Source organism: Alkalihalophilus pseudofirmus OF4 (genome assembly GCF_000005825.2).
In the GTDB taxonomy this organism is placed as follows: Bacteria; Bacillota; Bacilli; order Bacillales; family Bacillaceae_D; genus Alkalihalophilus; species Alkalihalophilus pseudofirmus.
Map to the genome: position 1 here is coordinate 298,579 of NC_013791.2, position 25,196 is coordinate 323,774.

General features: G+C 39.6%; 28 protein-coding genes. 27 read left to right on the forward strand and 1 reads right to left on the reverse strand.

Annotation, left to right across the window (positions count from 1 at the left end; translation table 11 throughout):
- Positions 1-113 precede the first annotated feature (113 nt).
- The 19 genes from BPOF4_RS01615 (at position 114) to BPOF4_RS01705 (ending at position 18,476) form a co-directional block, all read left to right on the forward strand.
- Positions 114-515, forward strand: a complete 402-nt coding sequence (locus BPOF4_RS01615; protein WP_012957303.1) for a hypothetical protein — start codon at positions 114-116, stop codon at positions 513-515.
- A 111-nt stretch (positions 516-626) separates the two neighbouring features.
- Positions 627-2,033 carry a sodium/glutamate symporter gene (locus BPOF4_RS01620; RefSeq protein WP_012957304.1) on the forward strand — a complete coding sequence of 469 codons (1,407 nt, stop codon included), beginning with the start codon at positions 627-629 and terminating at the stop codon, positions 2,031-2,033.
- A 100-nt stretch (positions 2,034-2,133) separates the two neighbouring features.
- Positions 2,134-2,313 carry a hypothetical protein gene (locus BPOF4_RS01625; RefSeq protein ID WP_012957305.1) on the forward strand — a complete coding sequence of 60 codons (180 nt, stop codon included), beginning with the start codon at positions 2,134-2,136 and terminating at the stop codon, positions 2,311-2,313.
- Between the two features lie 220 nt (positions 2,314-2,533).
- Complete coding sequence (locus BPOF4_RS01630; RefSeq protein ID WP_012957306.1) at positions 2,534-3,721, forward strand: M14 family zinc carboxypeptidase; 1,188 nt, start codon at positions 2,534-2,536, stop codon at positions 3,719-3,721.
- Between the two features lie 332 nt (positions 3,722-4,053).
- Entirely contained in the window at positions 4,054-4,347 is a 294-nt protein-coding gene (locus BPOF4_RS01635; protein WP_012957307.1) for a WXG100 family type VII secretion target, read from the forward strand.
- Positions 4,348-4,478: 131 nt separating this feature from the next.
- Positions 4,479-4,718 carry an ESX secretion system protein YukD gene (gene yukD / locus BPOF4_RS01640; RefSeq protein WP_031311775.1) on the forward strand — a complete coding sequence of 80 codons (240 nt, stop codon included), beginning with the start codon at positions 4,479-4,481 and terminating at the stop codon, positions 4,716-4,718.
- 74 nt (positions 4,719-4,792) lie between these two features.
- Positions 4,793-6,106 (forward strand): type VII secretion protein EssB, encoded by a 1,314-nt coding sequence (gene essB, locus BPOF4_RS01645; protein WP_012957309.1) that lies wholly within the window; start codon positions 4,793-4,795, stop codon positions 6,104-6,106.
- A 13-nt stretch (positions 6,107-6,119) separates the two neighbouring features.
- A complete protein-coding gene (gene essC / locus BPOF4_RS01650) occupies positions 6,120-10,559 on the forward strand; it encodes a type VII secretion protein EssC (RefSeq protein WP_012957310.1) in 4,440 nt (1,479 codons plus the stop codon).
- A gap of 21 nt (positions 10,560-10,580) precedes the next feature.
- Positions 10,581-13,475: a type VII secretion protein EsaA gene (esaA, locus tag BPOF4_RS01655; RefSeq protein WP_012957311.1), complete on the forward strand. Its 2,895-nt coding sequence runs from the start codon at positions 10,581-10,583 to the stop codon at positions 13,473-13,475.
- Positions 13,453-13,941 (forward strand): type VII secretion protein EssA, encoded by a 489-nt coding sequence (essA, locus tag BPOF4_RS01660; protein ID WP_012957312.1) that lies wholly within the window; start codon positions 13,453-13,455, stop codon positions 13,939-13,941. Before esaA ends, essA begins: the two co-directional genes overlap by 23 nt.
- Before the next feature lie 57 nt (positions 13,942-13,998).
- Entirely contained in the window at positions 13,999-14,352 is a 354-nt protein-coding gene (locus tag BPOF4_RS01665; protein ID WP_218959100.1) for a DUF5082 family protein, read from the forward strand.
- A 12-nt stretch (positions 14,353-14,364) separates the two neighbouring features.
- The gene (locus tag BPOF4_RS01670) at positions 14,365-14,640 is read left to right on the forward strand and encodes a YwqI/YxiC family protein (RefSeq protein WP_012957314.1); all 276 of its coding nucleotides are present in this window, start codon (positions 14,365-14,367) and stop codon (positions 14,638-14,640) included.
- 14 nt (positions 14,641-14,654) lie between these two features.
- On the forward strand, positions 14,655-16,172 hold the full coding sequence (locus tag BPOF4_RS01675; RefSeq protein ID WP_012957315.1) for an LXG domain-containing protein: 1,518 nt from the start codon (positions 14,655-14,657) through the stop codon (positions 16,170-16,172).
- On the forward strand, positions 16,165-16,413 hold the full coding sequence (locus BPOF4_RS01680) for a hypothetical protein (protein ID WP_012957316.1): 249 nt from the start codon (positions 16,165-16,167) through the stop codon (positions 16,411-16,413). Before BPOF4_RS01675 ends, BPOF4_RS01680 begins: the two co-directional genes overlap by 8 nt.
- 8 nt (positions 16,414-16,421) lie before the next feature.
- On the forward strand, positions 16,422-16,691 hold the full coding sequence (locus tag BPOF4_RS01685) for a DUF4176 domain-containing protein (RefSeq protein ID WP_218959101.1): 270 nt from the start codon (positions 16,422-16,424) through the stop codon (positions 16,689-16,691).
- A 21-nt stretch (positions 16,692-16,712) separates the two neighbouring features.
- Positions 16,713-17,180: a hypothetical protein gene (locus BPOF4_RS01690; protein ID WP_012957318.1), complete on the forward strand. Its 468-nt coding sequence runs from the start codon at positions 16,713-16,715 to the stop codon at positions 17,178-17,180.
- 19 nt (positions 17,181-17,199) lie between these two features.
- Positions 17,200-17,397 (forward strand): hypothetical protein, encoded by a 198-nt coding sequence (locus BPOF4_RS01695; RefSeq protein ID WP_012957319.1) that lies wholly within the window; start codon positions 17,200-17,202, stop codon positions 17,395-17,397.
- 41 nt (positions 17,398-17,438) lie between these two features.
- The gene (locus tag BPOF4_RS01700) at positions 17,439-17,714 is read left to right on the forward strand and encodes a PEGA domain-containing protein (protein WP_012957320.1); all 276 of its coding nucleotides are present in this window, start codon (positions 17,439-17,441) and stop codon (positions 17,712-17,714) included.
- 99 nt (positions 17,715-17,813) lie between these two features.
- Complete coding sequence (locus BPOF4_RS01705; RefSeq protein WP_012957321.1) at positions 17,814-18,476, forward strand: hypothetical protein; 663 nt, start codon at positions 17,814-17,816, stop codon at positions 18,474-18,476.
- 111 nt (positions 18,477-18,587) lie between these two features.
- Here BPOF4_RS01705 and BPOF4_RS22390 read toward each other — a convergent pair whose 3' ends face one another.
- The gene (locus BPOF4_RS22390) at positions 18,588-18,743 is read right to left on the reverse strand and encodes a hypothetical protein (protein WP_012957322.1); all 156 of its coding nucleotides are present in this window, start codon (positions 18,741-18,743) and stop codon (positions 18,588-18,590) included.
- A 266-nt stretch (positions 18,744-19,009) separates the two neighbouring features.
- Here BPOF4_RS22390 and BPOF4_RS21895 point away from each other — a divergent pair, with 266 nt between their 5' ends.
- The 8 genes from BPOF4_RS21895 (at position 19,010) to BPOF4_RS01740 (ending at position 25,139) form a co-directional block, all read left to right on the forward strand.
- Positions 19,010-19,153, forward strand: coding sequence for a lmo0937 family membrane protein (locus BPOF4_RS21895; protein ID WP_012957323.1), 144 nt, complete (start codon positions 19,010-19,012; stop codon positions 19,151-19,153).
- A gap of 100 nt (positions 19,154-19,253) precedes the next feature.
- On the forward strand, positions 19,254-20,159 hold the full coding sequence (locus BPOF4_RS01710) for a sulfurtransferase (protein WP_012957324.1): 906 nt from the start codon (positions 19,254-19,256) through the stop codon (positions 20,157-20,159).
- A 415-nt stretch (positions 20,160-20,574) separates the two neighbouring features.
- Complete coding sequence (locus tag BPOF4_RS01715) at positions 20,575-21,021, forward strand: MarR family winged helix-turn-helix transcriptional regulator (RefSeq protein ID WP_012957325.1); 447 nt, start codon at positions 20,575-20,577, stop codon at positions 21,019-21,021.
- Positions 21,022-21,062: 41 nt separating this feature from the next.
- Positions 21,063-21,566: a cation:proton antiporter regulatory subunit gene (locus tag BPOF4_RS01720; protein ID WP_012957326.1), complete on the forward strand. Its 504-nt coding sequence runs from the start codon at positions 21,063-21,065 to the stop codon at positions 21,564-21,566.
- Between the two features lie 2 nt (positions 21,567-21,568).
- Complete coding sequence (locus BPOF4_RS01725; RefSeq protein WP_012957327.1) at positions 21,569-22,741, forward strand: cation:proton antiporter; 1,173 nt, start codon at positions 21,569-21,571, stop codon at positions 22,739-22,741.
- A gap of 31 nt (positions 22,742-22,772) precedes the next feature.
- Positions 22,773-23,510 carry a GTP pyrophosphokinase gene (locus tag BPOF4_RS01730; protein WP_012957328.1) on the forward strand — a complete coding sequence of 246 codons (738 nt, stop codon included), beginning with the start codon at positions 22,773-22,775 and terminating at the stop codon, positions 23,508-23,510.
- A gap of 142 nt (positions 23,511-23,652) precedes the next feature.
- Entirely contained in the window at positions 23,653-24,306 is a 654-nt protein-coding gene (locus tag BPOF4_RS01735) for a futalosine hydrolase (RefSeq protein WP_012957329.1), read from the forward strand.
- A complete protein-coding gene (locus BPOF4_RS01740; RefSeq protein WP_012957330.1) occupies positions 24,306-25,139 on the forward strand; it encodes a 1,4-dihydroxy-6-naphtoate synthase in 834 nt (277 codons plus the stop codon). Before BPOF4_RS01735 ends, BPOF4_RS01740 begins: the two co-directional genes overlap by 1 nt.
- Positions 25,140-25,196 lie beyond the last annotated feature (57 nt).

The window sequence follows — 25,196 nt, forward strand, 5'->3', positions numbered from 1 at the left end:
ATTATCTTCTCAATTTATAAAAGGATCAAGTTAGTGAAGATCATTGGAGGTTTCTTGTTTAGGTTTCAAATCAGAAGAGAGAGGGGATTTAGGGTACAAAGGAGTTGACGAAAATGAGATACGAAGAGTTTAAGTTATCCATTATTGAATCAAAGCCTAGTGACTGGTTATATGATCAAGACACTAGTGTGTATGTATTCAAAGATAATATCTCCATTACAATTGATTCTGATATTACTGTTCCGAGTGAAGGATTAAGTGAAGATTGGATTTCAGCTTATGAGGATGATATTGCTTATGAGAAATTCTTTAATTTACGTTATAACGGAGTAGCGATAGAACGTTTTCGTACAGTTGCAGTAGACGGCTTCCGTGTGTTTATACCTTATCCGGATAAAGAACGTATGACAATCACTGAAGAGCAATATCGAATTGCAGATATTCTAAACCTAGTTTACAACGGGCCTGAATTACTTGATTATTTCGGAAGAGGCGATTTATCTGTCGTTGTTTAAAGCATCCTTGGAGGGTGCTTTATTTTATTTGATTAATAACGATACGTTTTATCTTTCAATCGGCAGGTAATATTTCTCTATAAAGTAAAAGAAGAGGAGGACTTTGTTTTTATGTCGGCAGAAGTTATAGGGTTTAGCTTTATCATATTAGGTGTTTTACTTATTATCGGAAAATGGATTCGGGTTGCCACGCCATTTCTACAATCTTTCTTTATCCCAAGCTCAATTATTGCGGGGCTTCTTGGACTGCTTCTAGGACCGGAAGTGCTTGGTCTGTTTGGAGTAGAAGTATTTGAAGGGGGAGGGCTTTTCCCAGCCCCTATGATAGAGGTATGGGAAGTGCTCCCTGAACTGTTGATCAGTATCATCTTTGCATCTTTATTCATAGGGAAGAAAGTTCCTAATATCAAAAAGATATGGAAGGTTGCTGGCCCGCAAATAACATTTGCCCATTTTCTATCATGGGGACAGTACGTCATTGGCATCACATTGGCTTTAGTGGTATTAACGCCTTTATTTGGAATGAATCCAGCGGCTGGTGCCTTACTTGAGATCAGCTTTGTTGGTGGACATGGTACCGCAGCCGGATTATCTGGTACATTCAGCGGCGTTGGTTTTGAAGAAGGAAGAGATTTAGCAATTGGATTAGCTACTGTCGGCGTTCTAACTGGAGTTTTTCTAGGAATTTTATTAATAAATTGGGCTGCGCGTAAAGGGGAAACCGAAATTTTAAATAGTCCTGATGACATTTCAGATGAACAAAAGAAAGGCTTAATCAAAAAGGAAGACCAGCAAGACATGTCTGCTGGCAATCAGACAACTCGCTCTGAAGTGATCGAAACACTTACTGTTCATTTTGCATACATAGGGGTGGCTATTGCCATTGGGTATGTCATTTTAGAAGGGTTTATTTTAATTGAAGGGGCTCTATGGGGTGAGAATATGGAGCTTTTTGTTCACCTGCCTTTATTCCCTTTAGCAATGGTTGGTGCGGTCATAGTTCAGCTTGTTCTAAGTAAGTTTGTTAAAAAGTCCATTTTAGACCGGGACCTGATTACTCGTATCCAAGGGTTTGCCTTAGATTTGCTGATTGTGTCAGCTATCGCCACATTATCCTTGTCAGTCCTTGGTGAATATATCGTCCCATTCTTACTTATGTCTGTTGCTGCAATAGGGTGGAATATTGTGGCCTTCATATTCATTGCTCCTCGTATTATGCCTGACTATTGGTTTGAGCGGGCAATTGGAGATTTAGGACAGGCGATGGGGATGAGTGCTGCTGGTTTGTTATTGATTAAACTCGCAGATCCTAAAGACGAAAGCCCAGCAAAGGAAGGATTTAGTTATAAACAACTGATGCTTGACCTTATTGTAGGAGGTGGAATTGTCACAGCGGCATCCGTCCCTCTTATTATAGCACTAGGCCCAGTTATTACACTTATTATTGCATTTGTGATCATGATATCATGGCTTCTTTTAGGCTTGCTTTATTTTGGGAAAAAGAAATCAACACAATAAGATAGATTAATTCAGTCATAGATTCTTTTACATTTTTCTAGAAATTCTAAGGTTAAAAAGGAAAATGTTTGGGAATAAGTGAGTGTAGGAGGGATAGAGAATGAAAAAATATAAAGTTACGTTTTATTTTTGTGGTGGAGAAAGTGTAGTATTTGAACTGGAGAGCGGTTACGAACTTAATCAGCAAATTGATAAAATTCAAACGGCTAAATGGTTCGATCACAAAAACCAGTATATAAACATGGAGAATGTCGAACGTTTTGAAATTGAAGAACATTAAGTTCTACATAGGAACTTGCAGGAGAGACACTAGGTGTAACAACCTAGTGTCTCTTTTTTCTGGTGTAAAACATATGACTAAAGTTTGCGGGTGTTTTTGTCGAAATAAGGCATCAACTAGTACATTATTACGCTTATCTAAAATTTCGTGTATCTAAGGAGGGATTCGATTTTAATGAGAGAATTCGTAGGTGAATGATAAAAGTGGAGGAGGAATTATTATGAAGAAATTTGCCATGACAGTAGGTACCAGTTTCTTAGCAGCAAGCTTACTTATGTCACCAGCCCAGGCAGCACAATCTAACACAGGACCGGCTGTTCCGAGTGAGCAGCAATTATCAATTTCTGGCTTTATGACTTATGAGCAGATGCAAAAGCGTTTAGATCAGATTGTTAAAAACAGTCAAGGCCGTGTTGAGGTTCAAACTGTTGGGGTGTCAAATCAAGGAAGAGATATTTATAAGGCAACAGTTGGCACAGGTGACCGCGTTATTCTGATTGAAAGTGAAATTCATGGCAATGAAAAGACGGGAACGGAAGCTTTATTAAATATTTTGCAATTCCTAGGCTCTAGTAATTCCCCTAAAGCAAAACAGATTCGTGAAGAGGTAACTCTTGTTGCGCTGCCGAAGATGAATCCAGATGCTGCGGAGTTAGATCGAAGAGGAAATGCGATGACCTGGGCAGAAGTAGAAGCTGCCTTTCCGCAATTAGAGGGTGTTACCCCATCCTGGAATTATTACACCCGGACTCTTCAAGGAACGAACTACGGAGAGCTTCCAGGCTTTGATGTGAACCGTGATTTCAATCCGGATTTAAATTATGAGCCTAAAGCAGAAGATTTTCCTGGCAACTCAGCATCTCCTGGCTGGTTCATTACACCAGAAGCGCAAACAGCAAGGGATGTGTATCTTGATCTTCAGAAAGAATTTGGGAACGTTGATGTATTTGTAGACCTTCATCATCAAGGGCCGTTTATGAAGGTAGAGGGAACGGATGATGATGTAACCATGTCGATTTCAGCTCAATTTGTACCTGATCCAAACACTGCGGCCGGGGAAAAATATAGTGAATATGCAGATGCATATGATTATGACTTTTCACGTCAGTTAAATGTAGCTGTGTATGATGCTTTGCAAATCGGCAATTCACCATTTAAAAATATTTCTCTTTATCAGCAAGGGCTGGATCTGCCTGGTACAGCACTCGGCTCTTTTGCTTTAAACGGAAGCGGAACTGTTTTATTTGAAATCCGCGGTCAAACGCAGAGCTTCGGCCAAAAGATGAGAGGACAGTTAGTAAAAGCTGTAGAAGATGGCTTATATGGAATCATTGAAGGGGTGGCTGATGAGTCGGTATATGAAATCGATCCTGAAGAATATGAAGATATTCCTTTAACGATTAGATAGTTTGATCACTTACAAGGAGCCGGCGGGCTCCTTGTTTTTCTTTTTATAACAAATAAGAAGAAAATTTTGGATTAAGTGCATATTTTTATCTAATAGTGGGTATTTAAAGATTAATCTAATATAGTCTATTAATAAAGGTTGGGCATTTAGTCGCTATTTGTCTAATTATGCTAGTTATATTTTCCTTGTTTGCTAAAGGTAAACAGCCAGAATATTAGTGGATTAATAGGTCATTAATAGTGTTTTAAACAAATAGTGGTAGATGCGTTGACTGTAAAAAAATAGTTGGTAAGCTATAAGAGACAAAACTAAATGTTAAAGGGGTTGTGGACATGTCAGATGTAATTCGCTTAACACCGGCTGAACTACGTGACGTTGCTAGACAGTATGATACAGAGAGCGGTAATATTTACGACTTACTTACTCGTCTTGATGGTATGAGCAGTCACTTACAAGATGTTTGGGAAGGTGCTTCAAGCCAAGCATTTGCTCAACAATACCAAGAACTACGCCCGTCTTTCGATCGAATGGCAGCTCTATTAAACGAAGTATCTATGCAGCTTGCAAATTCTGCACAAGTTCTTGAAGATACTGACCGTCAAATTGCTAGTCAAATTCGCGGCTAAGTAAAGTGTACGGTAAAGTAAAAATGTGCAGTAAAGTTAAATAGTAAAAAAGCACAATGAAATGATAATGAAAAGGAGCGCTGACAACACACTTGTTTATGCGCTTTTTTTCCTGTCTTGGGGTGATTTCAATATATATACAGGTAACTATTGACATGCGTCATTATGAGGGAGAAACCTTTGATTTGCGCTTGTCTGACTATTATTCTGTGAAAAAAGTCATTGATATTGTTTGGCAGATCAAAGAAATGAAAGAGCCTCCTCGTGAGGGCAATTGGGTAAGGATTGAGAATAAAGAAAAGGTCCTTCCGGGTCATGCCACTCTTCAAGCGAGCGGAATCACAAACGGTGACAAAATCGTCATTATATAAGGTAGAGATTATATCACTAGATTAAACAAATAGGTGACCAGTTAAGACTAAGAGCCTTTAAAGGAGTACCTGCTATGGAAGAAAAACGGCTATCGTATTTAGAAAAACAAATAGAAGCCACGGTTTCAAAGGATAAAGGTCAGCATGTTTTTCATTTTCAAAAAGCGAAAGTGAAACTAAGCGATCCTCTAGAAGCAGGAATGCTGACAAAATTAGATGACAAGATTGAAAGAATTGTTGAAAATACAGAAGATGAAATCAAAATCATCATGAAGCGTCCCAAATCGGTTTTGAACTTTGCAATGATTCAGCGTAAAACAACCTATGCTAAATGGCTGCTCGCTCATAATCTTTTAAAAGCGGTAAAGACTCATTCGTATACAAGACTTCATTTAATCGTGTGCCCTGAGAACCTCGTATTTGATAAGAGCTTCGAACCAATATTCCTCCACTACGGGGTGAAAGAAAGTCTTCCTCCTTATAGTCAAGAAAAAGATAATCTGACACTTGAAGTTAAAGCGACAATAAGTGAGTTGATTGACCCAGCTCATACATTTTACGACTATTATCACTACCACACAACAATGACGTTAAGTCCCTTTGTAAAAGAAATATTTGAGTGCAGCACATTAGACGAATTAACAGCTTACGTAGAAGACACGATTACAGAGATTGAGAGCCGTGAAAAGACCCTTATCTCTCTTCCGAAGAAGAAATGGCTTACACATAAATACAGCTTAATTGCAGCGGCTGCTCTATTACTACCATTTATTGCATACAGCATTTATTCATTCTTTTTTGTGCAGCCAAAGCAGGAAGCATTTATAGAAAGCAGTGAAGCTTTCTTAATGACAAATTATAGCGAAGTCATTAATCAGCTGAATTACTACGATTCAGATGGTATGCCGTATGTGGTGCAATATCAGCTGGCCACCTCTTATGTAGAGTATGAACCTTTAACGGAAGATCAGCGTAATGCTGTCCGCAACACGCTGACCCTTCAGTCGGATGAACGTTATTTCAAATACTGGATTCATATTGGCAGGGGAGAAAATGAAGAAGCCGTTGATTTAGCTAGGTCCTTAGAAGATAGAGACCTTGTCATGCTTGGACTGCTTAAGTATCGCGAGGATATTAAAGCCAATGACCGCTTATCGGGACAAGAAAAAGAAGAAGAACTGCAAATCATTCAAAATGAGATAGATGAGTATATGAGAGAACGTGAGGAGCTAGAAGCTGAGGAAGCGGCTGAGGCGGATCCTGTTGTAGAAGAAGAGGAAGAAGAAACACCAGCTTCAGCACCAGCACAGCCAGAACCTCCATCAGAACCAGAACCATCTGCTGATGAAACGGAAGAAGCAGCAGAGGAAGAAGATTCCGAGTCTTAGGGAGGTGAGACAGATGCAACAATTGTTTGTGTTTTATAAGGATACATATCAACTTTACCCGTTGGATCACCATAAAAGAGTGACGATTGGAAACAGTGAAGAACATTCACTTACTGTTTATTCTTATCCATTTGCAAGCGGCGAGTTATCCATTGTAAAAGAGGATGAATATGTACTGTATCAAGAAGGGGAGCGTCTTACAGAACTGAAGATTGAGGAACCATTCACGCTCACAGAGGAAGGTCATAGCCTGACGTTCATTTTAAAAGGAGGTTCCAATGCTGAGGCAACGTATTATGTTGGGCATCAAAAGGAAATAACGGTCGATCATAAAGAAGGTGCGACGATTGTCCTTTTGAACCAATTAGGAGAAAACCATGTAAGTGAAAATCCTATTCTAATGGACCGTATAGAGGAAACATGGCATCTTAGCGCGGCGAGTGATGCTAGCGTTTATGTGAATGGCAAGCAGCTTAAAGAGAGGAAGCCTTTGTTTAATGGTGATGTAATCTATTATTCAGGTCTCTCTATGACATTTATCGAAGGGGATCTTCTGCATTTGTCAGGATCCGACGACTATGAAACCTCCCTAGCACGCGCGATACCGCCTACTTCTGAAATGAAAAAGAAGTACCCGGATTATCGCCGCACACCAAGAATGATTTATGATCTCCCTGAGGAAAAAGTAACATTTTCATTCCCTTCACAAGAAGGGGATGATAACCAAAGAGCATTATGGCTGTTAATTCTGCCTCCGTTAATGATGCTCATTGTAATGGGGATCGTGGCGTTATTAATTCCTAGAGGTGTCTTTATTATCATTTCGATTGTAATGTTTACAACAACGATCTTCACTTCAACTATTCAATACTTCCGAGAGAAGAAAAAGCGCAAAATCAAGCTAGCAACGCGTCTGCGAGTCTACAATCGCTATCTAGAACAAAAACGAGAGGAACTACAAGCGTTATCAGATCAGCAAAAGAAAGTGCTGTATTACCATTTCCCTTCATTTGAGAAATTAAAAACAGACGTAAGTCAAATTAGTGATCGTATTTTTGAGCGTACTCTAGAAAGTGAGGATTTCTTGCATTTTAGAGTAGGGAGAGCAACGGTTCCTGCTAGCTATGAAGTAGCAGTTGGAAGCTTAGATTTTGCCAATCGTGAAATTGATGACTTAGTTGAAAAATCACAAGAAATGATTGATGTATACAACATAGTGGAAAATGTCCCGTTGACGATTGATGTTTCTAAAGGAGCAATTGGATTGATTGGGAAGCAATCGATCGTCCAAAAGGAAATTCAGCAAATTGTCGGTCAGCTTGCGTTCTTCCATAGCTATCATGACATAAGGTTTGTTGCAATCTTTGATGAAGAAGAATATGGAGATTGGGAATGGATGAAATGGCTGCCTCATTTTCAGCTGCCGCATTCCTTTGCTAGAGGCTTTGTTTACAATGAGAGAACGAGAGATCAGTTGTTATCCTCTATCTATGAAATATTAAGAGAAAGAGATATGGACGAGGAGAAGGACAAGAAACGTTTTTACCCTCATATTGTCTTCATTGTATCGAATCGAGCGTTAATCTCTGAGCATCTGATTATGGAGTACTTAGAAGGCGAGGATAAAGGGATTGGCATGTCTACAATCTTTGCTACAGATACAAAAGAGAATTTGGCTGAAACGATTCATACGTTAGTAGGCTATATTAATGATCAACAAGGTGAAATCCTCATCCAAGAGAAAAAAGCGCTGCATACAGCGTTTGATCTAGACAGCCACCAACAACAAGGCAATGAAACATTTGCTAGAACACTACGTTCTCTTAATCATTTAAAAGGGATGAATAATTCGATCCCTGAAATGGTTTCATTCCTTGATCTATTCAATGCGAAAGATGTAGAAGAACTAGATATCCCAAATAGGTGGCTTACTAATCAGTCTTCGAAGTCTTTAGCTGTACCGATTGGATTAAAAGGGAAAAAGGATGTAGCTGTCTTAAATTTACATGAGAAAGCTCACGGGCCTCATGGACTTCTGGCTGGTACTACAGGTTCAGGTAAAAGTGAGCTGCTTCAAACGTATATTTTAAGCTTAGCCGTTCATTATCACCCTCATGAAGTGGCGTTTTTATTAATTGATTACAAAGGCGGAGGGATGGCCCAGCCATTTAAGCAAATCCCTCACCTTCTTGGAACCATTACAAACATAAATGAGAGCCAAAACTTTAGTACACGTGCCCTCGCTTCCATTAATAGTGAGATGAAGCGCCGCCAGCGTTTATTTGATCAATATGAGGTAAACCACATCAATGACTACACAGACCTTTATAAAGAAGGCACAGCCAAAGAGCCGCTTCCTCATCTGTTTCTTATCTCAGATGAATTTGCCGAGCTGAAAAATGAGGAGCCTGAATTTATTAGAGAGCTGGTCAGTGCTGCAAGGATTGGCCGAAGCTTAGGCGTTCATTTAATTCTAGCGACTCAAAAGCCTGGCGGTGTTATTGATAATCAAATTTGGAGTAATGCACGTTTTAAGATTGCATTAAAAGTTCAGGATGCAACAGATAGTAAAGAGGTCTTAAAAAATTCGGATGCAGCCAATCTCACGACTACGGGACGCGGTTATTTGCAAGTAGGAAATAACGAGGTGTATGAATTATTCCAATCAGCTTGGAGTGGAGCTCCTTATCTTGAGGAGACAGTCGGTACAGAAGATGAAATCTCGCTTGTAACCGATCTTGGCCTTGTACAGTTGTCCAACGTAAGTGCAAAAGTAAAGCGCGAGCAACGGAAAAAGCAGACAGAAATAGAAGCTATTGTATCAGAAATAGCAAATGTTCAATCGGCAATGGGCATCCAAAAACTGCAAAGTCCATGGCTGCCGCCCCTCGCTTCTCGTCTTGCGAGTGAGAATGCAGGGACTGTGGATGAAGGATTTCTTATCGGCTTAAAAGATGAGCCTGAAAGACAAAGTCAAACACCATATCGTTACAGGTGGCAGGAAGACGGCAATATCGGTATTTTTGGGTCATCAGGGTACGGAAAATCAACAACGATCATGACCTATCTGCTTCGTTTTGCAGAGGCATTTACACCAGAAGAACTTCATTATTATGTATTTGATTTTGGAAACAGTGCGCTTCTGCCGTTGAGACAGCTTCCTCATACAGCCGATTATTTCAGATTTGATGATCAGCGCAAAATTGAAAAATTTATGGTGTATATAAAGAAAGAAATTGAAAAAAGGAAGCAGTTGTTCCTTGATCATGAAGTGAGTAATATCACTCATTACAACCGTCTTGCAGATGAAATACTACCAACGATTGTTCTTACGATTGATAACTTTGATCTTGTGAAAGAGGAGCTTCCTGACATTGAAACGCAGTTTATCCAATTTGCACGAGATGGCCAGTCGCTTGGCATCATGGTTATGCTTTCGGCCACAAGAATTAATGTGGTAAGGCAGCCGCTAATGAATTCTCTCAAAACGAAAGTCGTTCATTATTTGATGGATAGCAATGAGAAGTTTTCAATTATCGGACGCACACCGTATGAAGTAGAGGCAATAGCCGGTCGTGCATTAATCATTAAAGACCAAGTAGCCCTTTCTCAGATGTACTTGCCGGCTTGGGGTGAGGATGATTTAGAGGTTCTTGCTGCCGTAAAAGATAAGATCGAACGTATGAAGGAAAGGTATCAAGGCTGTCGATTGCCTGCACCTATTCCTATGCTTCCTACTAATCTTGACTACCAAACATTTGCAAAGAAATATGCGGCTACTAAAAAGCAAGGTTCGCTGTCAATTGGGTTAGATGAAGAGACAGTGACTACGTTATCAGTCGATATAGAAAGTGAGCATTGTCTCGTCGTTGGTCAAAGTAAAAAAGGTAAAACCAATGCAGTAAAAGTGTTATTAGAAGAAATGTTTAAACAAGATCATGCAGATTTCGCTCTATTTGACGGGGTTGATCGAGGTTTATCAACATATGCGAGCCGGGATGGTGTCCTTTATATGGAGACTAAAGATCAAATAAATGAATGGCTCAATAGCGTTGAAGAGACTCTAAAACGTCGTGAGAATGAGTATTTACAAGTAATAGGCCAATCCAGCGCCTTGACATTTGCTCCTATTTACTTGGTTGTAGATAGCGTTTCGCGCTTGCAGCAAACGATTGATGCACAGATTCAAGGAAAGATATCAACATTCATGAAGCAATACACTCATTTAGGCTTTACTGTGATTGTTGCCGGAAATACAAACGACTTTACAAAAGGCTTTGATCCTTTAACAAATGAGTTAAAGCAGATCAGGCAGGCTGTACTATTAGCGAAGAAATCTGATCAGAGTTTAATTACACTGCCGTTTACACGGAATGAGCCGGAAGTTCTGGCTGGCTTTGGTTACTTGATTCAAGATGGGACAGCAACAAGGATGCAAATTCCTAAATGCTAAAGCAGGAAAGAAGGGCAGAAAATGCTTGAGAAAACGAATTTAATAAAGTTAATTGCGATGATTGTCCTGATCCTTGTCCTGCCGAGCTTGTTCTTTTCTTACATTGGTCAGGAACCAAATAAGAGACAAGACAACTCTTCAGGGCAAATCGCCATTGTAAACGAAGATTTAGGAGCTGAATTTCAAGGCGAGAGGGTATTTTTTGGTCAGGCTGTAACAGCCTCAATCGGTGAAAATTCAGAATACAATTATGTGGTAGTAGGAAGAAATGCTGCCGAGTCTGGCCTTGAGAGAAACCAATATGATGGAATCTTGTATCTATCCTCTGATTTCTCAAATAATATTTTAACATTTAAAGAAGATCAGCCTGAACGAGCTTCCTTGAGCTATCAAATTCAACCAAACTTAAATGCAAGAAATATTGAAAGGGTTCAGCGTTCCCTTCAAAATGCTAGAAGCCGAATCAATAGACAAGTGACGAGCATTTATTGGGATGTAGTGGCACAAGAAGTGAATGACATTCGCCAAAAATTCGATAACATCGTAGAAAGGGAAATTGCATTCCAAGAAGCGATGTATTCCTTCTATGCACCGAACTCTCAAACGATCGCAAGTGAAGTGGAAAGACAAAAAGAGCTGCTTGAACAACTGCTCAGCTCATCTACAGATGCAGAGGCTACATCAGAAGAAGCGATTGCCAATATCGAAACATACGAGCAGCAGCTGAGTGCATTTTTAGAAAATGTTCAAGCATATCGTGAGTATCAAGAGCAGCAGAACGAATTATTCATGACAACTAGTCTGGAAAATCAACAGCTGCTTGAGCAAGGGCTGACAAGCTATGAATCTACCATGTACAACGGATTCGATACAATTGTACGAATCCAAGAACGTCCAAGACCAGCATTTACGAATGATGGTCAAGATTTTTCACAAAGTGTCTCTAGGGTCCAAGGTGCAATTGATGGTAATTATTCAGTGCTATCCGATTTAAGAGCTTCCACAGGCGAGGAGACTGTTAATCAACTAGCTGGTCATCTTGAAGATGGCCAAAGAGAGATGATGAATACTTTTAGAACTCAGCGAATGAGTTATTCTTTTAATCAGCTAGAATCAGCTATGCTCCCAATTCGCGAAGAGTTGACCAATGGATCAAACGGAGGGGGAAACGAGGGAGGCCAGAACCCGCCTGCTGAAGTTGATGTTGATATACCAACAGCTACCCTTGCCTCAGCAGAATCATTAACTGAACTAAAAGCTCAGCTGTCACAATTAAAGGGAGCAATTGATTCAGCCGCTAGTGACTCTCCCTCAGACGGAGAAGAGGGCGAAGAAGACAGTGGAGGTCAACAAGACCACTTAGAAGGTCTTCGTGCTTCTGTAGCTGCACTTGAGAGTGAAATTGAAAAAATAGAAGGCGAGCTAAATGCTCAATCTTCTACTCAAGCAGAGTGGGAACGAGTGTTAGAAGAATTGATTGCTCAAATCGAAAGCGCACCACAGCAGCAGCCAAACCCTGGGAATCCAGGGAACAGAGCAATCATTGATAAGATCAATCAAAAAGAAGCAGGCATCCTCAGCTCTTCTTACTTATCAACTACTCGCAAAGATCGATTAGCTCCGTATTTTGGGACGGCTATTCAGACCCAAAATACTGATAAATTATTAACGTATTACTCACATCTGTCTGCGTATCACCAGGCTGCTAATCAGTCTGCGGAACAAGAAGATGAGTTAATTTCTGATATTTTAGCAGGAAGTGAAGGCCTCACAGCTGTTGAAGAAACTTTTGAATCTATTCAAGGAGGCTTCAATGATCTTCAATCGGGATTAGATCAATCGATTGATGATCTTGATCTTTTAGAAAGTGACTTTGAAGGATTTGTTGAGGCTGTTCATACTTTTATTGATGAATACGATGAAAGTGTTCAGCTTGAACAAGAGGCGATTGTAAGTGAGCTGCAAGAAATTGAGGAAAATGCGAATCTTGTTACGCTTGCGCTGCGCGAAGGTATCGAAACGCCTGAGGTTGAATCCCCTCCGGTAGATGATATGAACGGAGAAATGATCGTATCGAATCAGCAAAATGCCATGGGCAATATTGAACAAGTGTCAAACTTAGTCAGTTCATTGTCTGATCGCTCAAATTACGTCAATGAGTATACTGATGAGTTATATGAAAAAGTAGGTTCTGTTCAATCTAGAGCAGATGAATTAAATAATAACTGGGCTACCAATGTAGAAGCCTCACAGCTTGTACAGAACGACCTTTACAGTATTCTTAGAAATGCTGTAGTGGATGGTCAGCCAAACCCTTACGTGTATGATTACCTGTCAAATCCAGTCCAAATCAGCGGTGAGGCTCCTGAAGAAAGAACAAATAATACGCCGCCAGTAGTAATGCTGGTCATTATCTTAGTATCCGGGTTGATTATTGGATTGTTCGTACACTATTTCTCTTATGTGCCAGCCATGCTTAATGCATCAATGTTTGTACTATTAAATATTGCTGTCGGGTTAATCATTAGTATTTATGGGCTTAATATTTACCCAATGCATGATGTTCAAGCATTTAAGTGGACGATTGTAACGATCCTGCTATTAACTGCAACGGCTGGATTGGTTCAGTTAGGTCTAGTCTTCGGTTTAATAACAGGCGGTCTTGTCATCGTAGGACTAATGCTGTTCTTTGTCACACCGCTGCTTGATCTCGTTATGCCGAATTTCAGCATGAATCATCCGGTTTCTGAAGTATACATGTCGATTCAATTTGGAAATCAATCGATGTTTCTTCCAGCTGTTATTGTTTTATCTATTGTAAGTATCATAGCAGCAGCTGCTGCATACTTCATTAGAGGACGCCGTCTTACTCAAAAAGAAGAGGAAGATTTAGATGAAAGCTATGAAGCTTCTTAATATATCTGCCTTTGTTTGTTTACTATTTTTTCTCCTTCCGTCTTTAGTTCTGGCGGAGGGGGATCCAGTAGTAGAGCCTCAGGAATACAAAGAACGACAAATTAATGTGGATTTAAATTATTACAGAGAAGACGAACGTGTGAGACGGGAAGCACTGTCTGAAGAGCAAAGGGTGCTTACTTTTACGCAAAGAGAAATGAAATACTTTGATGAGGTATATGAGGAGCTCTTTCAAACAAGGACGATCGAAGTGAATACGATTACCGCTAAAGCAGAGCGGCTCGATTTGTTTAATGGAGAAACAGAACCTGCGAGACAGAGCCGGACAGAGCAGGAATCTGAAACAGGGATTGTTCAAATCAGTACCATTTTAATCGCGGTTGTCATCCTAATGATCGCCATATTAATGTTTGTTGTTATTCCAAGATTAATGAAAAAGCCAGACAAGTATGAGCAACTAACCTAAAGAAGCATGACAGAGAGAGAAACATGCTTCTTTTTCTTAAAAAATAAAAAGAGGGAAGTGTCATTTATGCCATTAACTGGATTGTATTTGAGCTTACGTCAAAAGCAGGATGAACTCGCAAGGCTTAGATCATGCCGCACTGAGTTGATGAATTGCAGAGAAGATTTCTATAGCAATGAGCATCTATGCAAGAGTCCTAGTTTATCTTCAGTCACATGGGCAGGGAGCCTGGCAGATCGGTTTGAAAACCTCCGTGAAGGCGGCCTTGTATCAAGTTACCGGGAATTGCCGGGCAGTCAGCTTGATACCTCTCTTCAAACTCTCTCATCCAAGATTTCACAGACAGAGCAAGAAATTATTTCACTTCAACAATCGATCGTTGCTGCAAAAGCTGCGATGGTCGCACGTTAAGGAGGGGTATAGATGAGCGAAATTAAAATTATATATGCGGATGTAGAACAAGAATTAGCAAAGCTGCAAACCGCTGTTCAAGCACTAGACCCTTCAATGCCTTCTTCAGTAGGAGAAAATAATGTCCTAGATGTAGTAGACCGCCTTAACCAGCTGAACCAACAAATGAATCAAATGGTTGAAGCATACCAAGCCCTGCTTCTAAAAAACGAAGAAGACACCCGCCAATCAATCGAAACGATGAAACAGGCCGATCAGAATGTGAGTTCGCAGATTAATAGTAAATAAGAGAGGTGAAGGCGATGAAAAAGCTCGATGTGAAAGATCTACAAGAGAGCATAGATAAGGTACTCTCTACTCTTGATTCCAAACAAGAAGAATTTAAACTTATAGATGAGCGTATTCAGGGCTTGCTAGCGAAAGAACAGTCCTTTAAAGGTGAGGGTGGAAAAGCGATTCGATCTTTCTATTCAGAAGCTCATTTGCCTTTACTTCAGTATTTACAAGGATTTAATGCAGAGTATAAAGGGACACTTGTAGGATTCAAAGGGGCATTAAATACATTTGAACCAGCTAGTAATGGCTTTATTGATGAAGGCTTTATTAAGGAAGATATTCAAGATGGGTTAGAGCGGGCAAAGCGTACTACAGTTGATCTTACCAATCAGACTAATAACGCCATGCAGAAAGTTGATGGGATTGTCTCCCTGCCTAGATTAAACGAAGAAGAGGTTATTCATCATGTACAACAAGCTAATAGAGAAGCTTTAGAAACGGTAGAAAACCTATATACATTTGATCAGCAGCAAAAAGAAAAGCTCGATCTAGTAGGGGAGAAGTTGGAAATTCTCACTGCTTTTATCGCGGACCTGAAAACAATGTTTAACAATAAATCCTTTGATATTAGTCAGTTCCCTCAAGGCATCCTTGCATTTAATCCAAATTACCGCAAAATCATAGATAATCATTACATTCAAAACAACATGAAACAACACCTTCTTGCTTATTATGGCTTTCAAGCACATCAAGTTGCTGATTACCAAGGTTTAGAGGGTTGTATCAGTCCGCATTTAGCCGTGCCTCATATGTATCTGGGACAGCTGAACACAGCAAATGATAGGACAACAACTGATAAGACAGATGAAGGTGCTGGTGTTGGTAATCTATATACGTATTATCAAGTCTTAAAGAATATTGATTTTGAAGAAACGTACGGGAATACCAATGTATTAGCTCCGGGGGCAGGTAACTATAATCTTGATATAGCTCTAAATCAATCGGGCTTCAATCTATCTGCAGGGGCAAGTATTGTTGATACGAACTCACAAAATAAAAGCAAGGGTCAGGATGAAAGTGAAGTGTTTCAAAGAATGTTTTATGCTAATGGAGAGGTTCAATTACCATCTCTATCAGGATTTAATGAAGCATTTTCAGATGGTGATTTAATCGGAGGGAAAACAGAGGCTGCCGTATCACATAGTAATTTGGCTCATGAAAACTCGCCTGTCAGTTTTGATATGAAACTCTTCTATGGAGATGCCCATGCTGGCATTGAAAATTATTCTGCTGGTGCAGGAGCTGGTGCAGGAGTAGCTAAGGCTGGTCTTCAAATAAACCCGCTTAATTTCTTTGGATATGAGGTTCTCTCTGAAGTATTCAACATTGATAAATCTCCATATATCGGCGTAAATGTAGGTATAGGAAGCGCAGGGGCTTCGGCCAAATTTGGTACAGAGAGTGAAATTTTTGCAGCGTTAGGGTTAGGTGTTGGAATCAAATTTGGAGTTGATGATGTAGAACGGAGTAAGGAAGATGAGTAAAGATAAACAGTCAATAGTAAAAAGTATACATGCAGCCTTTATTGTTGGAAAAATAATGACGATAGTGTTTGGCTTATTAATAGCTATTATTTTCATTTCAGATCCGAGTTCTAAAACTCCTGAAGAGTGGATTGTTATTGTATTTTCATTACTGGTCGTTTCAATAGGACCTTTAACGATTCTTCACCTTGTACACCATAAGGTTTTTCTTAAGAAATATCCGGAGATTAAACAGAAATGAGGGATAGCATGGCACAACAAGAATGGTTGCCTATAGGGTCAGTAGTAAAAGTAAGAAACTTCAATAAGCCTGTAATGATTTACGGCAGGAAACAGAGACAAGAAGCTTCCGGTAAAGTGTTTGATTATGTGGCAGTTCCTTATCCAGAAGGGAATATTTCTGAAGATTTTAATATGTTCTTTAACATTTCAATGATCGCTGAAGTTTATTTTAAAGGGTTTGAGACAGAAGAGGAACTCAATCTAAGAAACTCTCTTTCAGAAGAAGAGAATCATTAAGTAAGTTGATAAGGGGAATTTATGCGAAAAATTATTATATCATTAATACTTGCTATGTTGGCTGGCTGCGGGAACTCAACCACTCAAGAAGCCTTAATTACCTATACGAATGAAGACCTCATTCCTTTAATTGAGATAGAGGACGAGGCTACAAGCCGATTTAACAGCATTGGTCAAAGCTTCACAAATGATTACGATTTAGCTCAAAGGATTGAAGAAGAAGTCATTCCACTATACGAAGAATTAGTAAAAGGGTTAAACAACGTGAATGTACAAAATGAGGAAATTGAAGAGGCTCATCAAATCTTTTTAGAAGGCTCAATGCTTCAATTAGAAGGAATGACTAAAATAGTTGAAGCCATACAGTCAAATGACCAACAGATGGCAGAAGAAGCCCACCGTTTACTCGAACAAGGAGAGGTGCTGGTGACTCAATTCAGCAATGAGCTTTCCGAACTATATGAGACCTATGATGTAGAGATTCAATAAAGGCAAAGGAGGAGATGGGGTGGCCAATCTCTGGGAGCGCCATGGTTTTACGTTTATCATTGTCTTTTATTTAATTAGTATTACCATTCAAATTGTCACTTCCTTGCTTATCTATGAAGATACTTTTGAGAAGCTTGTGATGATTGGTGTTCAGTTAATCCTAACAACGATTGCTGTTTTTATCGCATATAAAATAATCAATAAATTATTTAAATAGAATTATACATAAACAATAGATGCATTAGGGAGGTTTACACATTGGCTAAAGACCAAGGTTCTATTAAATTTTTTAGAGGCAAGGAATGGTATGCTTTTACACGTGCTTTTAAGCTTTATGTAAACGGAGAAGAAATAGGGAAGATCAAACGCGGTAAAGAGATAATCGTCGAGGTATCTCCAGGAGTTCATACGGTGTATGCAAGTATGGACGGATTTCAAACGGAAGAGGCTGAAGTGACAGTCGACGCTGATCAGACGATTACTTTTCAAGTGACAGGAAGTACGCAATCGTTCGTTACGCTGAAAATGTTATAAGCACCCATTACCTGGCATGAGGCATGGGTGCTTTTTGATTAAAAAAGAATATAACGATAGAACTAAAAAATCGTTTAATCTTTCTAACAGAGGTGTTTAATGAATATCATTTCTTTACTATTTGGCAAGCCGTATCGCGCTAATAAGCTCTTTCTCTTTTTTTATTGGTTTGTCATTGCTTTTTATTTTGTCGGGTTTGTGATGATGATCTCTTTGATTGTAATGACGGGTGAGTGGCTATTTATCATACCTCTAGTAATCTTCCCTTTATTGTTTCGTATAGTGTATAAATTAAATACGTTTATTTATCAATCGATCTCTAATCAAAAAGATCATTCACCTTTAAAGAAGAAATGGATAATGATAGGGAGTGCTTTTGTCATCCTAATGATCACCTTTCCTATCCTCGTCTTTATGTTTTCAGACAACGTTGTAACGAATGTTTCCAATACAAATGTGAATGGTGAAATAGAGCTTTCGATTGGATCGGTAAAAGGTACTTATGAAATTGAGGCGTTTCAAATTGAGGCGTTTCAATTAGAGGAATCAATAAACGATGTAGCTTTATTGCCTTACGAGGCCTTTGTAAGAGAGGGTTCCTTTTTATTATTTCTAGAGCATAATGGCGAAATGATTTGGAGTGAAGAGGTTTCCGGGAACCATTCTGGCGAGATGGCGATAGAGCTGAGAGAAGGAACTTATCGAATTAAATTAGAGTCAGAAGAAGCGAAAGGCATTGTGATCAACTTGTCGCTTAATTAAATAATTCTCTCTAAACCAAAACAGCCTTTGCATAAGTAATATAACTGATGCAAAGGCTGTTTTTAAAATATGGGATAGAAAAGAGCAAACAAGATTAGATAAGATCGATTTCTATTGAAACATCGGAAAGACATATTGAACTAAGAACCATAAGAACCCAAAGAAAATGATAATATAAGCTAAATATTTTATAAAGCTCGATGCTACTTTACTTGAATCATGCTTTTTCTCCACATGCTTCTCCTCGACATCTACATCTTTTCTCATGATAACGCCTCCCTTTAAAATGATTTCTTATCGTTTATATATCCGATTTGATACCACCTGAAACATAAGTAAAAAAGGAGGGTTGATCTACCCTTTTACCAATCAGTCCTAACTAGTGAAATGGATTCAATTAGGAAAAGGCGTGGAATCATTTCCATGTGAACAAGGACTTAATTTAGGCGTAGAGGTTTTGATTAAGCTAAATAGGGGGATGTAATAACCAACAAACAAATTGGAAAATAAGATTGAAAGGTTGTGAGGAAAAAATGTTATGGACAGTACTGATTGTGTTGTTAGTATTGTGGCTACTAGGTTTTTCATTTGAAGTTGGAGGCGGACTTATTCATTTACTGTTAGTTGTAGCCCTTATCGTCTTCATTCTACAAATGTTAACTGGAAGAAGAGCATAACTGCAGCAAGCGTTCTTATTAGAGCGCTTGCTTTTTTTCATGTGTTTTCCACTTTTGGTCATACTAAGGTAGATATTTGACCAAAGGAGTGAAGAAAGCCATGAGAAAGCTGGTTGTTTTGTTATGTTTGCTGTTGAAGCTTACCATCTTGGTTCCGATGAAAGGGAGTGCAAGAGAAGTGACGTATCCTAATAATGATCTCCTCATTAGTTTAGAGGAGACGGCCCAGCGATTAAATGAAGAACATTTTATCATTGTTGATACACGCAGCGAAGGGTACACGGAAGGACATATTCCGGGAGCTTTACCGTTTGATGCTGCTCAATTAGCAGATAAAAGCCACCCTGTTGACGGATATTTAATTCGGGCAGAAGAATTTGAGCGATTAATGAATGAGCTTGAAATAAGCAACGATGATGAAATTATTGTGTATGATGATGGCGATGATACGGCAGCTACGAGGTTATTTTATGCGCTGGAATTATACGGACATAAAAAAGTACGGGTATTAAATGGCGGACTTAAAGCATGGAAGGCACAAGGCAAGGAGGTTTCTACAACTCCCAGCGAGGAGAGAAAAGGCAGCTTCAAGGCGAATATGCAGGCAAATCTTGAGGTGGAACAAGATTATGTGAAGGCATCAATTGACCACCCCAATAAGGTACTGTTCGATGTTCGTTCCAAAGCTGAATATATGGGGGAGGATGTCAGGGCGAAAAGAGGCGGTCATATCCCAAGTGCTGTGAACCTCGAATGGAAAAAGGTTTTAGAGGACGGGGAAGTGCCATATTTTAAAGAGGCGAGTGTCATTGACCAAATGCTTGAGGAAGCTGGAGTAACAAGAGAAAAACAGATTATCATTTACTGTCAAAAGGCAGAGCGAGCATCTCATATGTACTTTACCTTAAGGTTAATGGGGTTTGAACATCTTAGAATGTATGAAGGATCTTGGGAAGAATGGGGAAATGACCCCGACACACCAATGGTAAATCCTAGTCAACAATAGTTAAAATTAAAACACGAATGAAGAGCTAGCTAGCCCCTTTTAGAGAAATTTAAACACACTGATTTAAAGACGACTGATTCTATTGAATTAGATAAGTCGTCTTTTTGTGCAGGAATATTTAATCTTCTTCAAGCTCCGTTGATTGGAGCGGAAGGTACGAGACTCCAGCGGGATGTGCGATGACCATGGGAGACCCCACAGGAGTGCAAACGACGAGGAGGCTCCCGGTCCGCCCGCGGAAAGCGAGTACCTGCAGCGGAAATCAACCACTATTGCAAGGAGGAATTCTTTTGCTTGTACATGACTTGCTTTTAATTTATATTCTTGTCCTATTTGACATAATACTTAAAGTAATTTATATTTAACTACATGAAGTAAATAGTTAATGGCATGAAATAAATAGAAGGAGTTTAGAATGGAAAAGGATGAGTTGAAGTTATATTACGCAAGGCTTGATCAAGCTTTTTATAAGGCAATGAAAACGTTAGGGCCAAAAGTATATGAAAAACTTGAACATAATCTCACGGGAGAACAATTTTTTGTCCTCAATACGCTAGAGCAGAAGGGTCGCATAACATCATCTCAGTTAGCAGAAGAGCTTCAAGTGAAGCCAAGTGCAATCACAGCCATGGTTGACCGTTTGCTAAAAAATGATTTTGTGATAAGAGAACGAGATGAGAAAGACCGAAGAGCGGTATATGTGCGGATTTCAGATGAAGGCAGGAGAGCTTTGAAATCATCTGTAAAGAAACGGAATATAATTATGGAGAAGTACATGTCAAAATTAACTGAAGAAGAAATGGAACAGCTGACAACAGTTCTTGAAAAGTTGACATCGATTATTATTGAATCAGAAAGCTAGTCTGCACAAAACAATTAAACATAGATATAAAGGAGAACATAATGAAGATTACAAGTGGAGATTTACCGGGAGTTGGAAAGAAGATATCCTTTATTACGAGTGAGGGGTCTATGGTCGTATTAGTCATTCATCACACCGGCAAAAGGGAAATGTATTTCTTTGACGATGCAGATGATGATGAAGTGAGCTTTTCTTTGACCTTATCAGCTGAGGAGACAAAGCAAATGGGGGCGCAGCTGCTTGGAGCTATTCTTAATCCTGCTGATACAGACAAGATTGACCGGATAAAGTTAATTCGCAAGCAAGTAGTAGTGGAATGGATTGATATCACTAAACATTCCCCCATCATTAGTAAAAGCATTGCACAAATAGAGAAAATGAAGCCAAAAGGAATCTCGATTGTCGGGGTATTTAAAAACGATGAAATGATGGTCGATCCGGAACCAACCCTCGTACTAGAAAAAGGAGATACGCTGATGGCTGTAGGAAAGCGTGATGCAATTCAAAAGTTTGAGGAGCTTTGTGCATGTAAGGAGAATAATTAACAATGGTGATACCTGAATTATTTTCAGCCGGACTCATTCTTCTCCTTTTATTTATCACAGGGTTTGTAGGAATGAAGATGAAAATTCCTGATGTTGTTATTTTTATTTTACTTGGGATTGCTGTCGGCGGCCTCTTAAGTGGATCACATCTTCTGCATTTTGCAGGTGAAGTAGGAATTGTGCTTCTGTTCTTCATGCTTGGGATGGAATTTCCCCTTAAACAACTCATGTCGATCGCTAAAAAAGTATTAAGAGCGGGGATCTTAGATGTAGCGTTGAGTTTTGGGGTGACCATGGCTATTTGTATGATGATGGGTCTAGATGTGATTACATCGCTTATTATCGGCGGAGTAGCCTATGCAACCAGCTCGTCAATTACTGCTAAAATGCTTGAAAGTTCAAAAAGAATGGCAAATCCAGAATCAGAATTTATGTTAGGGTTACTCATATTTGAAGATCTAGTTGCACCGATTTTGGTTGCTGTATTAGTAGGGTTAACTGCTGGAATGGCGTTGACTGCAGGATCTATGTCACTATTAGTTGTAAAGGTCGTTGCGCTTGTTGCCGGTGCTGTTATTTTAGGGGTCTTCTTGTTTAGAAAGCTTGGTTCTTTCTTTGACCGCCATATGAAGCATGATTTATTTATTTTATTTGTCATCGGCCTTGCTTTAATGTATGGGGGACTTGCACTTTACTTGGACCTCTCAGAAGTACTGGGCGCATTCTTGGCAGGAATTATGCTTGCAGAAGTAAAACGAACCCATGAACTAGAATTAATGGTTGTGCGTTTTCGTGATTTATTGCTGCCTTTATTTTTCCTCTACTTTGGTACAACAATTAGTTTCAGTGAAGGGATTCCAATGATTCCTTTACTCATCCTTGTCTTGGTATGGTCGGTTATTGCAAAGGTTATAGTCGGGGTGCTTGGCGGCAGATGGTACGGACTTACAAAAAAAGTGTCCTTGCGAGCTGGATTATCCCTAACGCAAAGAGGAGAATTCTCTATTATCATCGCAAGTCTTGCTGCGGGCTCTATTAAAGCATTCAGCAGTGTGTTTATTTTAGCATCTGCCATGATTGGGATTTTATTGTTTCAGTTTGCACCATCTATTGCGAATAAATTTTACGGAAAAAAAGCTAAAACATCAGTAAAACAACATGTTGGATCTGCTTGACGATAGGATTTATTAAAGGAGTAGATGAAGGTTGTCACAACAAACGAGTGTGAGTGTAGAGCAAATAAAAGCTGTAAAGCAAGAGTTCACTAGGTTCATGATGATGTATAAATTTGCTCTAGATGAGATGAATACAAAAATTAATATCCTGCAAGAAGAGTTTCAGTATATTCATAGCTATAATCCAATTGAACATACGAAATCAAGACTGAAATCTCCAGAGAGTATTGTTAAAAAGCTGAGACGAAAAGGACTCCCGTTATCACTTGTAAGTGTGAAAGACCAAATCCAAGATATAGCGGGGATCCGGATTAGCTGCTCTTTTATCTCAGACATTTATATCATTAGTGAGATGCTTCAAAAACAAAAAGATATCACGGTGATTGAATGCAAGGATTACATTGAAAAGGCTAAACCGAACGGCTATCAAAGCCTTCATCTGATACTAGAGATACCGGTCTTCATGTCTGATCGTGAGGAGAGGGTGAAAGTAGAAGTTCAAATCCGAACAGTTGCGATGGACTTTTGGGCCAGCCTTGAACACAAAATCTACTATAAGTATGAAAAGGCTGTACCCGCACATTTACTTAAAGAATTGAAAGAAGCAGCAGATGCGGCAGCTGAATTAGATCAGAAAATGGAGAGGATACATCAGGAAGTAGAAAGCGCCAAGAGTAAAGAAGAGGCTGACCAACAAGTGATTTATATAGATAATAAAACACTCGAATTACCCCATAAGCTTATTCAAGCGATAGCTGATGCAAAATAAAAGCAAGAAGAAAAAACGCCTATCAAGAGGCGTTTTTTCTATAGGGAGGACGACTACTGGCTATTTTTCAAAAGAGTCTTTAGACTAGATATAAAGAGGTAGCTTTAAAAAGATAGCAATAAAATCGAAAGGTAGGATATAGATGAGCGACGAAGGCCGGATATTAATTGTGGTCTCGGTTGACGCAGAGAAAGAAGCTGTGCAGCGAGGGATTGGAGAGAATAATAAAAATATTGATATTCTAACAGCTGGAGTAGGAGTGGCCAAAGCAGCAGCGGCGACTGCTTTTAAGCTTGCTGGTGAACAGTATAAATTAGTGATTAATGCAGGAATTGCAGGCGGGTTTACTGGACGTGCAGAAATTGGCACAGTCGTTTTAGCAGAACAAGTGATTTGTGCAGACCTAGGTGCTGAATCAGACAGCGGCTTTCTTACTGTCGATGAGTTAGGCTTTGGATCAGGTGTTATGGATGTAGATAGGCCTGCTTTATTATCTGTATACAAAGCATTAGAGCAAACAGAGCTGGTTGTAAATAAAGGAGAGGTTCTCACTCTTTCTACAGTTACTGGAACAAAAGAAAGTACACTTGAATTAATGGAGAGGTATCCGGATGCTCTTGCTGAAGCAATGGAAGGCTTTGGTGTAGCGAGCGCTTGTGCTTTATGTGAGGTTCCTTTTATGGAAATGAGAACGATATCGAATGCAATCGGTCCTAGAGATCGTGAGGCTTGGAGAATAAAAGAGGCGCTGTTAAGCTTAGAAGAAGCGAGTAAAACCATTTCGGAGGTAGTATGATGAAGATAGCATTTTCACCGTGTCCTAATGATACATTTGTTTTCCATGCAGCTGTTCATGGAAAGATTCCTGAGGCACCTAAATTAGACGTAACGTATGCTGACATTGATAAAACGAATTATTGGGCAGCTGAGGGGATTGGACCAGAGATACAAAAAATCTCTTATGCTGCGCTTCCGTATGTTTTAGACGAGTATGCCCTTATCCCATGCGGCGGCGCACTTGGCAGAGGCTGCGGACCTTTATTGCTTACGGCAGGGGGAGATCAATCTCCACGTTCCTTAGCTGGGAAGCGGGTAGCGGTACCAAGTGAAAGGTCTACTGCTTATTTATTATTCAGGCTTTGGGCTGCCGAAGCGATCCCTGAAGGCTTAGATGAAATTGTCGTTATGCCGTTTCATGAGATTATGCCAGCTGTACGTGATGGCAAAATTGATGCCGGTCTTGTCATTCATGAGGCAAGATTTACGTATCAAGAGTTTGATTTAAAGATGTTAGTTGATTTAGGTGAGTGGTGGGAGCAAGATACAGGGCTTCCGATTCCTCTAGGCGCTATTGTCGCTCATCGATCTCTTAACAAGGAAGAGGTTACAAAGTGGGTGAGAGCTTCTGTCGACTATGCATGGGAAAACCCAGAGGCCTCTATTGAATATATCATGGAGCATGCCCAAGAGTTATCTTATGAAGTGGCCAAGTCACATATTGATTTATATGTAAATTCATTTTCTCAAGACCTTGGAGAAGAGGGGTTTAAGGCTGTAGCCAGCTTACTTGGTAGAGCGGGAGCAGAGGGGCTTGTTCCCGAAGTTGACTTGAGTTTATTAAAAAATTAAAAGACGACTAATGAGAGAACAGGTCAAACGGCTTGTTCTTTTTTTGTGTTGATTTCC

Bases quoted from the DNA above. Each gene is read 5' to 3' on its own strand.
- BPOF4_RS01615 (WP_012957303.1), top strand. From the start codon at position 114: ATGAGATACGAAGAGTTTAAGTTATCCATTATTGAATCAAAGCCTAGT.
- BPOF4_RS01620 (WP_012957304.1), top strand. From the start codon at position 627: ATGTCGGCAGAAGTTATAGGGTTTAGCTTTATCATATTAGGTGTTTTA.
- BPOF4_RS01625 (WP_012957305.1), top strand. From the start codon at position 2,134: ATGAAAAAATATAAAGTTACGTTTTATTTTTGTGGTGGAGAAAGTGTA.
- BPOF4_RS01630 (WP_012957306.1), top strand. From the start codon at position 2,534: ATGAAGAAATTTGCCATGACAGTAGGTACCAGTTTCTTAGCAGCAAGC.
- BPOF4_RS01635 (WP_012957307.1), top strand. From the start codon at position 4,054: ATGTCAGATGTAATTCGCTTAACACCGGCTGAACTACGTGACGTTGCT.
- essB (WP_012957309.1), top strand. From the start codon at position 4,793: ATGGAAGAAAAACGGCTATCGTATTTAGAAAAACAAATAGAAGCCACG.
- essC (WP_012957310.1), top strand. From the start codon at position 6,120: ATGCAACAATTGTTTGTGTTTTATAAGGATACATATCAACTTTACCCG.
- esaA (WP_012957311.1), top strand. From the start codon at position 10,581: ATGCTTGAGAAAACGAATTTAATAAAGTTAATTGCGATGATTGTCCTG.
- essA (WP_012957312.1), top strand. From the start codon at position 13,453: ATGAAAGCTATGAAGCTTCTTAATATATCTGCCTTTGTTTGTTTACTA.
- BPOF4_RS01670 (WP_012957314.1), top strand. From the start codon at position 14,365: ATGAGCGAAATTAAAATTATATATGCGGATGTAGAACAAGAATTAGCA.
- BPOF4_RS01675 (WP_012957315.1), top strand. From the start codon at position 14,655: ATGAAAAAGCTCGATGTGAAAGATCTACAAGAGAGCATAGATAAGGTA.
- BPOF4_RS01680 (WP_012957316.1), top strand. From the start codon at position 16,165: ATGAGTAAAGATAAACAGTCAATAGTAAAAAGTATACATGCAGCCTTT.
- BPOF4_RS01685 (WP_218959101.1), top strand. From the start codon at position 16,422: ATGGCACAACAAGAATGGTTGCCTATAGGGTCAGTAGTAAAAGTAAGA.
- BPOF4_RS01690 (WP_012957318.1), top strand. From the start codon at position 16,713: ATGCGAAAAATTATTATATCATTAATACTTGCTATGTTGGCTGGCTGC.
- BPOF4_RS01705 (WP_012957321.1), top strand. From the start codon at position 17,814: ATGAATATCATTTCTTTACTATTTGGCAAGCCGTATCGCGCTAATAAG.
- BPOF4_RS22390 (WP_012957322.1), bottom strand. From the start codon at position 18,743: ATGAGAAAAGATGTAGATGTCGAGGAGAAGCATGTGGAGAAAAAGCAT.
- BPOF4_RS21895 (WP_012957323.1), top strand. From the start codon at position 19,010: ATGTTATGGACAGTACTGATTGTGTTGTTAGTATTGTGGCTACTAGGT.
- BPOF4_RS01710 (WP_012957324.1), top strand. From the start codon at position 19,254: ATGAGAAAGCTGGTTGTTTTGTTATGTTTGCTGTTGAAGCTTACCATC.
- BPOF4_RS01715 (WP_012957325.1), top strand. From the start codon at position 20,575: ATGGAAAAGGATGAGTTGAAGTTATATTACGCAAGGCTTGATCAAGCT.
- BPOF4_RS01720 (WP_012957326.1), top strand. From the start codon at position 21,063: ATGAAGATTACAAGTGGAGATTTACCGGGAGTTGGAAAGAAGATATCC.
- BPOF4_RS01725 (WP_012957327.1), top strand. From the start codon at position 21,569: ATGGTGATACCTGAATTATTTTCAGCCGGACTCATTCTTCTCCTTTTA.
- BPOF4_RS01735 (WP_012957329.1), top strand. From the start codon at position 23,653: ATGAGCGACGAAGGCCGGATATTAATTGTGGTCTCGGTTGACGCAGAG.
- BPOF4_RS01740 (WP_012957330.1), top strand. From the start codon at position 24,306: ATGAAGATAGCATTTTCACCGTGTCCTAATGATACATTTGTTTTCCAT.